The organism is Xanthomonas sp. NCPPB 1638 (genome assembly GCF_041475635.2).
GTDB lineage: Bacteria > Pseudomonadota > Gammaproteobacteria > Xanthomonadales > Xanthomonadaceae > Xanthomonas > Xanthomonas cucurbitae.
On sequence record NZ_CM192984.1, the window covers coordinates 3,541,423 to 3,555,399 of the forward strand.

Annotated in this window: 13 protein-coding genes; 2 read left to right on the forward strand and 11 right to left on the reverse strand. The window is 65.3% G+C overall.

Going from position 1 to position 13,977, the window contains the following annotated elements; all coding sequences use genetic code 11:
- Position 1: 1 nt before the first annotated feature.
- From ACCQ13_RS15335 to ACCQ13_RS15350, 4 genes are read right to left on the reverse strand one after another with little or no spacing between them, the layout of a single operon-like run.
- Positions 2-1,042: an LLM class flavin-dependent oxidoreductase gene (locus ACCQ13_RS15335; protein WP_159407501.1), complete on the reverse strand. Its 1,041-nt coding sequence runs from the start codon at positions 1,040-1,042 to the stop codon at positions 2-4.
- 1 nt (position 1,043) lies between these two features.
- Positions 1,044-1,961, reverse strand: a complete 918-nt coding sequence (locus ACCQ13_RS15340) for a flavin reductase family protein (RefSeq protein WP_159407502.1) — start codon at positions 1,959-1,961, stop codon at positions 1,044-1,046.
- Between the two features lie 41 nt (positions 1,962-2,002).
- Positions 2,003-2,797, reverse strand: coding sequence for an alpha/beta fold hydrolase (locus ACCQ13_RS15345; RefSeq protein ID WP_104603372.1), 795 nt, complete (start codon positions 2,795-2,797; stop codon positions 2,003-2,005).
- A complete protein-coding gene (locus ACCQ13_RS15350) occupies positions 2,769-3,368 on the reverse strand; it encodes an amino acid synthesis family protein (RefSeq protein ID WP_104603371.1) in 600 nt (199 codons plus the stop codon). The genes ACCQ13_RS15345 and ACCQ13_RS15350 overlap by 29 nt, the downstream gene beginning before the upstream one ends.
- A gap of 259 nt (positions 3,369-3,627) precedes the next feature.
- Here ACCQ13_RS15350 and ACCQ13_RS15355 point away from each other — a divergent pair, with 259 nt between their 5' ends.
- Positions 3,628-4,299, forward strand: a complete 672-nt coding sequence (locus tag ACCQ13_RS15355) for a GntR family transcriptional regulator (protein ID WP_104603370.1) — start codon at positions 3,628-3,630, stop codon at positions 4,297-4,299.
- Complete coding sequence (locus tag ACCQ13_RS15360) at positions 4,299-4,613, forward strand: DUF1330 domain-containing protein (RefSeq protein ID WP_104603369.1); 315 nt, start codon at positions 4,299-4,301, stop codon at positions 4,611-4,613. Before ACCQ13_RS15355 ends, ACCQ13_RS15360 begins: the two co-directional genes overlap by 1 nt.
- 101 nt (positions 4,614-4,714) lie before the next feature.
- Here ACCQ13_RS15360 and ACCQ13_RS15365 read toward each other — a convergent pair whose 3' ends face one another.
- The 7 genes from ACCQ13_RS15365 to ACCQ13_RS15395 form a co-directional block, all read right to left on the reverse strand.
- Positions 4,715-6,448, reverse strand: a complete 1,734-nt coding sequence (locus ACCQ13_RS15365) for a BatD family protein (protein ID WP_104603368.1) — start codon at positions 6,446-6,448, stop codon at positions 4,715-4,717.
- The gene (locus tag ACCQ13_RS15370; RefSeq protein ID WP_104603367.1) at positions 6,445-8,265 is read right to left on the reverse strand and encodes a VWA domain-containing protein; all 1,821 of its coding nucleotides are present in this window, start codon (positions 8,263-8,265) and stop codon (positions 6,445-6,447) included. Before ACCQ13_RS15370 ends, ACCQ13_RS15365 begins: the two co-directional genes overlap by 4 nt.
- A complete protein-coding gene (locus ACCQ13_RS15375) occupies positions 8,256-9,263 on the reverse strand; it encodes a vWA domain-containing protein (protein WP_104603366.1) in 1,008 nt (335 codons plus the stop codon). Before ACCQ13_RS15375 ends, ACCQ13_RS15370 begins: the two co-directional genes overlap by 10 nt.
- A complete protein-coding gene (locus ACCQ13_RS15380; RefSeq protein ID WP_104603434.1) occupies positions 9,260-9,721 on the reverse strand; it encodes a DUF4381 domain-containing protein in 462 nt (153 codons plus the stop codon). Before ACCQ13_RS15380 ends, ACCQ13_RS15375 begins: the two co-directional genes overlap by 4 nt.
- Positions 9,722-9,723: 2 nt before the next feature.
- Positions 9,724-10,686: a DUF58 domain-containing protein gene (locus ACCQ13_RS15385; RefSeq protein ID WP_104603365.1), complete on the reverse strand. Its 963-nt coding sequence runs from the start codon at positions 10,684-10,686 to the stop codon at positions 9,724-9,726.
- A 22-nt stretch (positions 10,687-10,708) separates the two neighbouring features.
- On the reverse strand, positions 10,709-11,728 hold the full coding sequence (locus tag ACCQ13_RS15390) for an AAA family ATPase (RefSeq protein ID WP_104603364.1): 1,020 nt from the start codon (positions 11,726-11,728) through the stop codon (positions 10,709-10,711).
- A gap of 279 nt (positions 11,729-12,007) precedes the next feature.
- On the reverse strand, positions 12,008-13,972 hold the full coding sequence (locus ACCQ13_RS15395; RefSeq protein WP_159407503.1) for a type IV pilus secretin PilQ: 1,965 nt from the start codon (positions 13,970-13,972) through the stop codon (positions 12,008-12,010).
- Between the last annotated feature and the right edge of the window lie 5 nt (positions 13,973-13,977).

Here is a 13,977-nt window from a genome sequence, read left to right on the forward strand (position 1 = left end):
GTCAATCCTGGAAGGCAGGCATCACGTCACGGACCATTCGCAATAGCGAGGCTTTCTTTCGTTCAAAGCTCATGCCGGTGTCGATCCAGAACGCGTATTCGTCAAAGCCCATCGCCTCGTACGCCTTGAGGCGAGCAATCACCTCGGCAGGCTCGCCGATGACGTTGTTGCGACGCATGGCCTGGGCCGAGTACATCGGATGGGCGGCGATCTCTTCCTCGCTCAGCGGAGCGATCAAGCCCTGGCTGATCTCGCGCTTGTTCATGAACCACGCGCCGAAGTAGTTGTAGAACACGTTGATCTCATCGGCCGCCAGTTGGGCATCGGCCTCTGAGTCCGCTACGTAAGTGTGGCGCAGCAGCATGATCTTCGGGCGCGGCACCTCGGTGAATTTGGCACAGGCCGCATTGAAGTGACCGATCAGCTTTTCCACTTCCTCGTCACCGAAGTGGAGCGGAGTGACCTGCACATTGCAGCCGTTTTGAACGGCGAATTCGTGACTATTGGGGTCGCGCGCGGCCACCCAGATCAGCGGATGTGGCTGTTGCACGGGTAACGGAGCCGAGGTCGTCCTGGGAAACTGCCAGAACTCCCCGTCGTGGGTGTAGTCGCCCTTCCACAGCCCCTTGATGGCGGGAATCAGCTCGCGCAAGCGCTGGCCCGCAGCCCAGGCATCCATCCCCGGCATCAGACGCTCGTACTCGAACGAGTACGCACCGCGCGCAATGCCCAGATCCAACCGGCCATTGGAAATGATGTCGGTCATGGCCGCTTCGCCGGCCAATTTGATCGGATGCCAGAACGGGGCCACCACAGTGCCGGTGCCCAGGCGGACGTTCTTGGTCTTGTTGGCAAGATCGACGAGGTTGAGCAGTGGGTTAGGGGCAATGGTGAAGTTCATGCCGTGGTGCTCGCCGGTCCAGATGGCATGCATGCCACCCTCGTCGGCGATCTTGCACAACGAAATCATCTCGTCGTACAGCTGCTGTTGGGCTTGCTGGTCCGAAACCCGTTCCATATGGATGAACAAGGAAAACCGCATCTCAACTCTCCCTTCCAATCAGTTCTTTGACCACCCCGTGGGTATGGTCGCCGTAGTAGGTGCCGTAGGTTTTCAGCTCGCGTTCCCGGCAATAGCGTTGCAGCATGCTTTTGATGGCTGCATCTGGAATGTCCAGCCCCGGAACGTCCTTGAGTTCGACGTAGATGCCGTCGGTGGCGCTTGCGTAGGGGGTGCTGCACAAGAACGCCACGAACTGTTGCTGCGTCCGGGTATCGGTGTAGACCGAGTAGACGAAGTTGGCCGAGGCCCCACGCTGGTAGCGGGCGAAGATGCGCTCCAGCGCTGCATCGGCGCCTTCGTTGCCGGTGGCGACGGTCGGCAACGTGTAGCCTCCCGACGGCGCGGCCACCAGCAACACGCGATTTTCGTGCGCGATGATCGCGCTGATGAGCATCTTGGCGTCGGCGATGACTTCGCTGGCGATCTTGGCCGGGGTGAAATAGCCGCCGCGGTAGTAACCTAGCCCTGGCCGGCCAGCGGCATGGAAATCTTCCACCAGTCCAATCAGGATGGCGTGGTCGCCAGCCTCCACCACCTTGTGCATGGTGCAATCGAACCAGGCGCTGACATCCTCGAGTACCGGGTTGCCGCGAGCGCTGCTGGACCAGGTAACCGAAGCGAAGCGGTCCGGGTGACGGCGCGCAAACGTGTTTGACGCCTCCGTCTGCGCCTCGGCCAGGATGTTCACCGCAAAGCGCTCCGCGCCGGTGAAGTTCTCGAAGTTGCCTGACGTGCAGGCGATGCTGACCAGCAACAGTGGCGGATCCAGCGAGACCGAACTGAACGAATTGGCGGTAAAGCCGATCGGCTCACCGTCGGCGGTCACTGTCGTCACGATGGTGACGACAGTCATGAACGAACCGAAGGCATCCCTCAGTTCTTTTGGATTGATGGCCATATGTTCCCTCCAACCGATGGCTCAAGTGGTGTATCCGGTGGTCAGCGCGTCGTGGTCTCCAGCCATTCGGCCATTGCCGCGTTGACTTTGGCCGGTGCGGTCAGATTGACCATGTGGCGTTCGTCGGGAATGACCACGGCCTTGGCATTGCGCGCCAGCCGGGCCATCGTTTCGGCCATGGCCGGTGTGGAATTGCCATCGTCGGCGCCGGTCAGCGCCAAGGCAGGGCAGGTCACTTCGTTCCAGCGACTTGCGTAGCTGGCATCGCCGCGCGCGAATGCCCGGTAAGCGGCGGCATACCCTTGCATGTCGACATTCTCCAGCCAGCTGCGAACATCCTCGACCAGCGAAGCGTCGGTAGATTCTTCGCAGAACCAGCGTTGCAACGGGGTGTCGACATCCAGGCGGCCACTGACAAGCTCGTTGGAGCGGGCGATCACCGCCGCACGGGCCGCCTCGGTCCGCAGATGGACACCGTTGATGACTGCCAGACGCTTGACCAGATCTGGTCGCTCGATCGCCACGCCTGCGGCGATCAACGCACCCATCGAATGTCCGGCCAGATTCACCGGGCCCAGATTCAGTGCGCTGATGAACGCCGACATCCAGGACACGTAATCGGTCAGCGCCGGTTCGCCCGGCAACAGGCTGCTTTGGCCGTGGCCGGGCATGTCCACCGCCACGACCCGGAACGTGCCGGCAAAGCGGTCGATCTGCGGCCCCCATGCGGCGGCCTGCATGCCCACGCCGTGGACCAGGACCAGGGGTTCCCCCCTTCCCTGCTCCAGATAGTGGACCTGACGGCCGTCAGACAGCGGCAGGATTCGAGACGTCATGGCCAAGCTCTTTGAGATCCTGATAACGGTCGCCGATGCGATGGTGCGGACGACCGGTGGTTGCTGCACCCAGCACGATCACCAGTTCGTCGGCAGCCGGTGCATCGGAAATCGCAAACTGCACCGTGAGGTAGTGCGAACGGCGACCTTCATCGTTCTTGTCCATCATCGGCAACACGATCGGGCTGTTGGCCGGGCCGCGCGTGTTGGTGAAGGCCAAGTAGGACTTTGCCTTGACCGCGTTGCGATAGATGTTGCCGAAATGCAGCGTGTGGATGAGCGCCGAGGCATGTTCCAGTTCGCCGCTCAAGCCGACCAACGCGCTCTTGCCGAAGGCCTCCACCGCATCGCCGGAGCCGAGCTCGCCCAGGATCAGGTTCGTGAGGTGCTGGCTCAGCTGCGGCCCCAGCGCCCTGATCTCCGGCGAGAGATCCTCCACATAGCCGCGACCGGCCCACGGATTCTGGATCACCGCTGCGGCGGCAATCAGCTTGAGCGGCTTGGCCGCCACGCGACCACCGTCGACATGGACGGTTTCAATATGGAGAACGGTTTTTCGTATCAGGCTCATAGAGAACTTCCTGGTGTGCGGAGCGGCGACATCTTTTGGAGTACCGTATGTTGGTATACTAGTGAAACGGACGGTAGCATGCCTAGAAAACGGCTTGCAAAACACCTATCCGTATTCATTTTCGATCTTCGGCGGACAGCATCGACGGAGTCTTCCGAGCCTGCTATTCATCATTCGTGTTTGAATAGCAAAGACGCTGGAACGCGACGAGATCGGCCCGACATGCGCGACGGCCAGCTGAGAGGAAGCACCAACCATCATGAATCTGAGAATCGACCACACCCCGGTGACACTTCGGGAGAAATGCCAGGAGAAATTGCGCAACGCGATCATCACAGGCTATTTCCCGTCGGGGGCACGGCTGGTGGAACGCACCTTGTGCGAACAGCTGGGTGTAAGCCGTTCGGTGGTGCGTGAGGTCATCCGCTACCTGCAGGCCGAAGGGCTGGTTGAGATACTTCCTCAAAAAGGCCCGATCGTTGCCGTGCTCAACTGGAATGTGGCCAACCAGGTCTACCGGATCCGCATGGTGATGGAGCAGGCGGCCGTCGCCGACTGCGTGCGAAACCTCACCGATGAATCGGCCAGTGACATCATGCAGGCGCTTGAACGGCTCCGGCTGTCGTACGATTCACCCGAAATCGCAAACGTACTTGAAGCATTGTCTGCCTTGTACGAGACCATCTTTCGAGTAGGCAACAACCCTATCGCGTGGGAAATTGTCCAGCGCCTCAATGGCCGTATCAGTCGCCTGCGTGCGATGACGATGACCCACACGGCACGAGAGAAAACCGGATTCGAACGAATTCGTGCGATCTGCGAGGCAATTTGTGTACAGCGCGATGACGCCGCTGCGCGCGATCGGGTGGCCGAACACATCAGGGAAGCCCAAGCCATCGCATACACCCTTCTTGAAGGAGAACCCCGCTGATGGCGGCTTACTGGATTGCCCACGTCACCGTTCTGGATCCGCACAACTACCAGAACTACATGAGTTTGGCACCGGCGGCCTTTGCCCAGTACGGAGCCAGATTCCTGGCGCGCGGCGGACCATCGGTCACGCTGGAGGGCCAGGAGTTACAGCGGCACGTCGTCATCGAATTCGAGGATTTCGCCACGGCGCAAGCGTGTTACCACTCCGAGGCGTATCAACAGGCAAAAGCGCAACGAGACGGATGTTGTAGTGCACACATCGTCATCGTCGACGGCATCGCGTCACTCGAAGCGCCTGTTCCCCGGCAATAACTGCCAGGATCGGCAACCCGTGATTGCGCGCGTCCCTCAAGACTTCGTGCCTGCGCAAGATCCAGAGAGCCGCGCGGCGATGGCAGTCGTCTAGCCGCCGATCAGGGCGCTGGCGGATACAACGGCGCCAACACGTCCGGCTCTGCCGCGCTGGCATTGCGCCAACGCGGCCCCTTGGCAAACGCCTCACGCAAGGCGGCGCGGGCAGCGGTCACATCACCATCGCCACCCCAACGGGCCCGCTGCATGCGGACCACGGCGGCACGCTGGGTGGGATCGTCCAACGCAGCCAGCACGCCATCCATCTCGGCAACACCGGCCATGCTACACAGTACAGTCGCGATATCGTCCATGCCGCCGGTATCCAGGGCGCGATGCAATTCAGCCACGCCACGCGCAGCGCGTCGACCCGAGGCCTGCGCTACTCCCCCTGCCGGGCGCGATGCCGTCCCTACACCGGATCGCCGCCGCAGCGCCCAGAGCAGGGTTGCGATCCAGAGCGCTGCAAACCCGGCGGCCAGACCGATCCAGCCCCAAGGTGGCGGCGCCGACTGCCATCGTTGCAGCGTCGCGTTGTCGGCGAGGGGGGCGGTGACGTTGGTCGGCTGGCTGGGTGCTGGCGCACTGGCGGGGACTGCAAAAGCGCCGCTACCGGGTGCCACCTTCAATATGATGTCCGGCAACGTCGTGGTGCGCGCTTCGGCGACGGTGACGTCCCACCACGCTAACTGCAGCCCCGGGATGACCAGTTGCCCGGCGCGATTGGGGACCACCGAATAACGACGCGTCACCCGCAACTGCGGCGAACCGTCCACAAACCGTTCGTCGTACTGCGGCGGTTCGGCAAACACCTGTGCATCCGGCACGCTCGGCGTGGGCAGGTCCGGGAACTGTGCCTGCGTGGCGCCACGTGCACTGGCCTCCACCACGAACTGCGCGGCCTCGCCGGCAGTGGCGCGCTGCGGGGTGGCTGTGTAGCGCAACTGCAGGCTGCGCAGCGGCAACCACGGTTGCGGCGCGTTGGCCGGCTGCGCCCGCACCTGCAGCGCAATGCTGGCACTGCGCGCGCTCAGCTCGCCGTTGCCACGGCCGAAGTAATCGTCGAAGAAACCGCCCACGGCACGGCCAGTGAAGCGCGCCGAGGGCAGCAGCAGACGCCCGCTGCGCTCGGGCACCAGCAGGTAGCGCCGCTCCACCACGTTGTATTGACGCCCGTTGACCAGCTTGACCGAACTGACGTCATCGCCAATGCGTTGCAGCGATGCGCCATCGGGCGCTTCCAGATCCAGCTCGCCGGAGGCCAGCTGGTTGGCGTAATACAGGCGCACCACCACGCCTACGCTTTGCTGCACGAAGGGCTGCGGGTCGTCCACCTGGGTCTGGACGAAGGCCTCTTCGTTGCCCTGCGCCGCACTTGGCCCGCTTGCGGCGCCAGCGCCACTGTCTGCGGCATCGCTCGCCGAGCCCACCACCTGCAACCGCAGCGGCTCGGTGCGCTCGCCGCCGACGCGAATCGCCGGCACGATCAACGCACCGCTCTTGCGCGGCGTCAGCACCACGCCAAACAACGCGCGGACCGTCACCCCACCGTTGGCCACCTGCATCTGCTGGTTGGCGCTCTTGGCGCCCAGTGCGAAGTCATTGCGCAATGGCGCGTAGTCCGGATCGACACCGCGCTGATCGGTTTCGATGTTCAACGTCACCGCATCACCGGCATTGACGCTGTCGCGGTCCAGCCAGGCGCGCGTCACCGCGCCCAGCGGTGCGCAGAACACCAGCGCGGCGCTGCTCAGCATGCCGATCGCCACACGGCGCAAATGGTATGTGCCGATCATCGTCCGTCCCGTTGCCTGCGTTCGTATTCCAGCCTGAATTTGGTCCGCAGCAGGCTGCCCGGATCGTCCGGTACCCGCCGCAACCATGCCTCCACCGCCTGGCGCTGTTCGCGTTGTTCCGGCGTTTCGTCCGCCACTGCCGCTTCCGCCCTGCCCTTGGCATCGGCGCCCTTGTCGCCGGCCTGCGCCATGGCCTGCTGCATCTTGCGGCGCTGCGCTTGGTCGGCCTGTTGTTGCGCCTTGGCGTCGGCCGACTGCGGTGCTGCGTCCTGCGTGTTCGGCTCGCCCTTGCCATCGCTGGACTGCGGGGCCTGCGTCTTTCCATCCTGCGACCCAGACGGGGCAGACGATGGATCCTTGCCCTCCTGATTGCCTTGCGCGTCCTGCGGCTGCTGTCCATTCTGGCCCGCGCCCCGAGTGTTCTGCGGGTTCTGGCCGGCCTTGTCCTGCCCCGATGGATTCTGATCCTTGGACTTGCCCTGCCCGTCCTTGTTGCCCTGCTGCTGCCGCTTGCGCGCTGCATCGACCGCAGCGCGATTGGCGATGGCATCGGCCTGGTTCGGATGGTGCTCGAGCGCGCGATCGTAGGCCGCAATCGCCTCGTCGTAGCGGCCTTGCCGTGCCAGTGCATTACCGAGGTTGTAGAGACCTTCGTCGGTCGGCACGCGTTCGAAGGCTTTTTGCGCGGCGGCGAAATCACCGCGCCGGTAGGCTTGCACGCCAACATCCAGGCGTTGCTGCTGTACCTGGTCGGCGCGTTGCCACAGCGTGCCATCGGCTGCCCGTGCAGGCTGGGCCAGCGGCAGGACACACACCAGCGCCAGCAGTGCCACCACCGCACGCCGACGGAATGCAAGCAATGCCAGCGCCATCACCGGCAGCACCAGCCAATAGCCTTCGTCCAGCCAGGTCTTGCCGCCGTTGGCGTCGGCGGTCTCTTCGGCCAACGACTGTTGCGCGGGATCGAGCACGCCCAGCGCCTGCAGATCCGCATCATCGGGCGTGATTCGCGCATAGCGCCCGCCGCCCTGACTGGCCAAATCGCGCAGAGCGGATTCGTCCAGGCGTGCCTGCGCGATCTCGCCACCTGCGGTGCGATAGGCAGCGCCGCGCGCACCGCCCACGCCCAGGGCCGACACGCGGAAGCCTCGCGCACGCGCAGTGCGCGCCGCACTTTCTGCCGAACCGTCCGCGCCATCGCTCAGCAGCAGGATCTCGCCCTGCTTGAAGCCGGCCTGTTGCAGCAGGCGAGTCGCCGCATCGATGGCGCGGTCGGCGCGTTTGCCATCCACCGGCATCACCGATGGCGAGAGCGCGTCCAGAAACAGGGCCACATTGCTGGCGTCTTCGGTCAACGGGGCGACGGTAAAGCTTTCGCCGGCATACACCAGCAGCGCGACATCGCCGCCGGCGCGCTTGCGCAGCAGCGTGGCCAGCTTCGCGCGCGCCTGCAGCAGCCGCGATGGCGGCAGATCGGTTGCATTGCTGCTGGAGGACAGATCCAGCACCATCACCAGGGGCATGCTCGAATGAAACACCGGGCGCTCGGTCTGCCGCCAGCTGGGCCCGCTCATCGCCACCACCGCAAGCGCGTAGGTCAAGGCGGCCAGCACGAAGCCCAGCCACCCGCGTCGGCCACCGGCGACCAGCAAGCCAGGCAATAGATGCGCATCCACGCTCTGCCGCCATGCGTTTGCGCTGCGGCGACGCAATTGCCACAGCACCGCCGCCGGCACGATCGCCATCAGCGCCCACAGCCAGTCCGGACGCAGGAGATGCAATGCGGCGAGTGGGCTGGTCAGCACCGTCATTGCCATCTCCGTGGCAACACGAACGCCAGCAACGCCACCATCAGGGCCGCACCCAGCGGCCAGTAGTAGCGCTCCACGCGTGGCTGCACCGACGGGCCCAGCGCCTTCACCGGCTCCAGGCGATCGAGCTCGGTGTAGATTCCGGCCAGCTCGGCGGTATCGCGGGCGCGGAAGAAGCGCCCGCCCGTCTGCTCGGCGATCTTGCGCAGCCCCTGCTCATCGATATCGTCATTGCCGCCGGCCGGAATCGGTACGCCGAACAAGGAATAGCCGCCACTGCCACCGAAGGCAATCGTGTGCACGCGCACCCCTTCGGCCTTGGCCAGTTCGGCCGCCTTCAAGGGATTCAAGACGCCGGCGGTGTTGACGCCGTCGGTAAGCAGCACCACCACGCGCTGGCCCTGTGGCTGCTCGCGCAGCCGCTTGACCGACAGCGCAATGGCATCGCCGATGGCGGTCTCGCGCCCGGCCAGCCCAACCACGCTGTCGGCCAGTTGGTCGCGCACGGACGTCAGGTCCGTGGTCAGCGGAGTCAGCGCATAGGCGCGCTGTCCGAACACCAACAGGCCGACGCGGTCGCCATCGCGCCGATCAAGAAAATCCGACAGCACCGCCTTGGCCGCAGTCAGGCGGTCCACCACGTTGCCGCCCAGCACCATGTCCGGCTCGCTCATGCTGCCGGACAGGTCCACCGCCAGCATCATCTGCCGCGCCTCACGCGGCGGCTGGATGACCTCTCCCAATTGCTGCGGGCGCGCCAACGCGGCGCACAGCAGGAACCAGCCCAGCCAGGCCAACCAGCGCGGCATGCGAAGCGCGGGCACACGCTGCGCCTGCGCGACCGCGCGTAGTTGATCGGCATACGGCACGCGCAATGCCGCCGCATCGGCGGCGCGGCGCGGCCAGAACCGCATCAGCAGCGGCAGCGGCATCAGCCACCACGCCCACGGCCAGGCGCACTGCGCCAGCGCGTCCTGCCATTGCGACCACTGCAGCCAGTTCATCGCCGCCCCCGCATCAGCGACAGGAAGCGTTGCCGCACCAGCGCCTGGACGGCCTCGATGTCGGCCACCGCCGGCGTGCGCTGGAAACCACCTTCCAGCAGCGCGCGGCCCGGCCCCTGCGAAAACGCCTGCGCCTTGCGCTTGCGGCCGTCCAGGAACTGCAGCCATGCCTCGCCCTGCAGGCGGTCGGCGTTTGCATCCACCGTGCGCGCGGCACGTCGCAGCAACGCCGACAGCGTTGCCAGGCGCTGCGCCGGCGTCGCCGCGCGGCGCAGCTCGGTATCGAACGCCGCCAACCAGCGGCGTTGCTGGCGGCGACGGCGCCACCACCAGAACCAAGCACCGGCCACCACCAGCGCGACAACCGCGATGACCAGCCACCAGCCCGGCGCCAGCGGCCACCAGCCCGGCGACGGCGGCAGGTGCACATCACGCAGTGGCAGCGATTGCGGTGCCATCGTCATGCGCCCCGCACGGGTGGGCCGCCACCCAGCCAGGCATCGCTGGCATCCTCGGTGGACAGGCGATGCAGGCGCACGCCGCGTGCTCGCAGCAGTGCGGCCAGATGTTCCACGGGCGCGACGAACTCGGCCTGCCAGCGCGCGCGCGCGGACTGGCTGGCCAGGTCCAGCGCAATGCGTTCGCCGCGCACATCGAAACTCAGCGCGCGCGCCGGTGGCGACAGCTCCAGCGGATCGACCAGCACGATCACCACCACCTCGTAATGCAGCGCCAGGCCGGACCACCGGGTCACGGAAATCGCGCTAGCACTGCGCGCATCGGCCAGTACGGTCAGCCGCGCACCGGGACGCAGCAGGCGCGCGGCATGGTCCAGCGCGACCTCCAGCCCGGCATCGCCGGACGGTGGCTGGGCGTACCAGCGCGCCAGGGCGTCCAGCACCGGCAACACGCCACGCTGCCCCGACCGCGGCGCAATCGGCGCTTCGCTGGAGGTACCGCGCAAGGCGGCGATGCGGTCGCCCTGTCGCTGTGCCAGCCACGCCGCCACTGCCCCGGCGCGCGCCGCCTGTACCGACTTGTAGCGCACCCGCGTACCGAAGAAGAGCGCCGGCGAGGTGTCGGCCACGATCAGGCTCAAGCGCTCGCGCTCGGCCTGGAACAACTTGGTATGCGCGCGCCCGGTACGCGCAGTGACGCGCCAGTCGATATGACGTGCATCATCGCCCGCCACGTACTCGCGCGACTCGGCGTATTCCATCCCGCGCCCACGCGTGGTCGCCGGCACCGGACCCACCAGGCCATGCCGGCCGCGTCCGGGTTGCCCGCGATGCAGCGCGGTGCCACGCAATGCGATCAGCTCCGCAAGACTCGGGCGCAGGCCGTCGCCGGCAACGGACGAGGCGGGATGTGCGGGGGGCGGAGACGGCATCGAAGACATCGGAGTGGGGCGGGAGGACGGCATACCTGGGCAACGCGCTACCCGATCAGGGCAGAGGGATCTTTTCCAGCAAGGCGGATACCAGACGCTCGCCATCCCAGCCTTCGGCAGTCGCCTCGTAGCTGGGCAACACGCGATGGCGTAGCACATCCGGAGCGATGGCGCGGATATCGTCCGGCGTCACGTAGTCGCGCCCGGCCAGCCATGCACGCGCACGCGCGCAGCGCTCCAGCGCGATCGAGCCACGCGGGCTGGCGCCCCAGGCGATGCGCCGCCCCAATGCAGGGTCGTAGCGCTGTGCATCGCGCGAGGCGAGCACGATCTCGATCAGATACCGTTCCAGTTGCGGCGCCAGGTGCACATCCAGCACCACTCGCCGGGCCGCGAACACATCTTCCAGCGGAATCTTGTCGGAGACGGTCTCGTGTTTTTCCAGCGTATCGCGCGCCGCCTCACGGGCCAGGCGCAGGATCTCCGCCTCGGCGTCGGCCTGCGGGTATCCGATGCGCACATGCATCAGGAAGCGGTCCAGTTGCGCTTCGGGTAGCGGAAAGGTGCCTTCCTGCTCGATCGGGTTCTGCGTTGCCATCACCAGGAATAGCTGCGGCAGCGCATAGGTGTGCCGGCCCACGGTCACCTGCCGTTCGCCCATCGCCTCGAGCAGGGCCGACTGCACCTTGGCCGGCGCGCGGTTGATCTCGTCGGCCAACAGGATGGGATGGAAGATCGGCCCCGGCATGAATTCGAACCGGCTGTCCTGCGGGCGCCAGATCTCGGTGCCGGTCAGATCGGCCGGCAGCAGATCCGGGGTGAACTGCACCCGCGCAAAATCCGCTTCCAGCCGCGAGGCCAGCGCACGGATCGCCGTGGTCTTGGCCAGCCCGGGCGCGCCCTCGACCAGCAGGTGGCCATCGGCCAGCAAGGCAATCAGCAGTCGCTCGACCAACGCCGACTGGCCGACGATACGCTGCGCCAGCGACTCGCGCAGGGAGGTGAATTGACGATGCAGCCGGTCCTCGGCGGGCGCGGCAGCGGCTTCTGGGGGGAGGAGCGGCGGTGCGTTCATAGGTCCAGTGTGACCGATCCGGGCGCGATTGGTTCACTTCCGACCTGGAAGATGTTCAGTGAGTGATCGGGGTCATGCTCGCTAAAACTGCGACCATTGGTATTGGCTGCTTCGCTGCATTTTCTGATCGCGCGCCGTGCTGGCGATTCAGTCGCAACGTAGAAACGGACGACGACCTGAAAAGGATGGGCGACGTTCACCGCCCAGTTCCGGCGTACAAAACCGCCGCCGCAAATGGAAAAGGCCGCTGACGCGGCCTTTTCCTCTCAACCGATACCCTCAGCGCGTAGCGCTTGCAACCCGCAGGACCTTGGGCGTCACGAACACCAGCAGCTCGGCTTTCTCCTTGCTGCGACCACGCTTCTTGAACAGATTCCCCAGAAAGGGAATGTCGCCCAGGAACGGCACCTTGGAAACGCTTTCGCGGTCGGTGAACTCGTAGACACCACCGATCACCACGGTCTCGCCATCACCGACCAGGACTGCCGTATTGACCTCACGGCGATTGATTTCCGGCACGGTGCCGTATTGCGGCAGATTGATGAAACGTGCCACCTCGTCCTTCTTGACGTTCATATTCAAGAAAACGCGATTATCGTTGGTGATCGTCGGAGTGACCTTCAGCTCGAGCAGGACTTCCTTGAACTGCACGTTGGCCTGCGATCCACCGCCCGCCACGCCCGCTCCACTGATGGTGACGTAACCGATCTCGCGGCCTTGCTTGATGACGCCCTCGCGTTGGTTGGCGGTCACGATGCGCGGGTTGGACACCACTTCGCCCCGGCCTTCTTCCTGCATCGCAGACAACTCGATATCCAGGTTGAAATTGGAGCCTAGCAGCGTGTACGCCAAACCAGCGGCCCGGTTATTGGTAAATCCGCTGGCTCCCAGATCGATGTTCAATCCCGAAGGGAACAGGAATGCAGGAATCGTGTTGCTGGTTCCCGGCGTCGTCGGGGTCGCCGTGTTGGCAAGCTCATTGGCACGCTGCGCCGAGGTGTTCTTGTAGTTCACCACGCTTTCAAGCGAGCCGCTCAAAATGCCGCGACCGGTGGCACCGGAAATGCCGAACCGCGCACCCAGGTCACGCGCGAACGTATCGGTCGCGATCACGATCCGGCTTTCGATCAACACCTGATCCACCGGACGGTCGATATGCGAGATCAGCTCGCGCATCTGCGCGACCTTCTTCGGGATATCGCTGATCATCAGGGTATTGGTGCGCTCGTCGGCCACCAGACGGCCACGCGGCGACAGGAAACCATTGTCCTGCTGGCCTGCCCCGCCCTGCCCACCTTGACCACCGCCACCACCGCCGCCGCCGATTCCCTTGGCCTCGGTCAGCGCTTTGAAGATCACCGCCGCGTTGTGGTAGTTGATCTGCACATAATCGGTAATCAGGTCCTCGCGATTCTCGATCGCGATGCGGGCGTCCTCCTTGTCCTGCTCGAACTTGGCCAGCTCCGGCTGCGGAGCGACCCACACCACGCCGCCGTCGCGACGCTTGTCCAGGCCCTTGGCACGCAGCACGATGTCCAGCGCCTGGTCCCACGGCACGTTCATCAGGCGCAGGGTCACGTTGCCCTGCACGGTGTCGGAGGCGACGATGTTGAGGTTGGATTCTTCGGCGATGAGCTGCAGCACGGTGCGCACCGGCACGTCCTGGAAGTTGAACGTCACCGGGCGGCCGCTGTAGCCGCGCGCCGCGATCTGCGCGGCCGCCTGGGTCACCGCCGCCGGGCTGACGCCGCCCATGGCCGGCTGGCCCTTGCGCGGGCTGATCTCGACCACGTATTCGTTACCGGTCTGGTAGGCCAGCGAATCGAATGCACCCTTGGTGGACAGCACCAGTTGCGAGCCGGAGCCGGACGGCTTGACCTCAACGCGCTGCACCGGAGTGGCGAAATCGGTGACATTGAGCGGCCGCTGCAGTTCGGCGGGCAGCTTGGCGTTGCTGATGTCCACCAGCACGGTGTCGCCCTGGGTCCGCAGGTCGGGGCTGGCGCCCTGGCCGTCGAACTGCAGGATCAGGCGGCCAGCACCGTCGTCACCGCGTTTGAAGTCGATTTTGGAGACGGCCAGGCTTGCCGGAGCGGTCCTGGCCGGTTCCTGTGCAGGCGAAGCCAGCGCGGTGGCCGCGAATGCGCTGCCACTGGCCAGCGCCAGCGCGAACCCCAGCGCGCAGGCCCGGAGCGTGGCGTGGCGCCGAACCGGACGCAGCCGCTGGGCATTGGAAAACGTCATCGTGC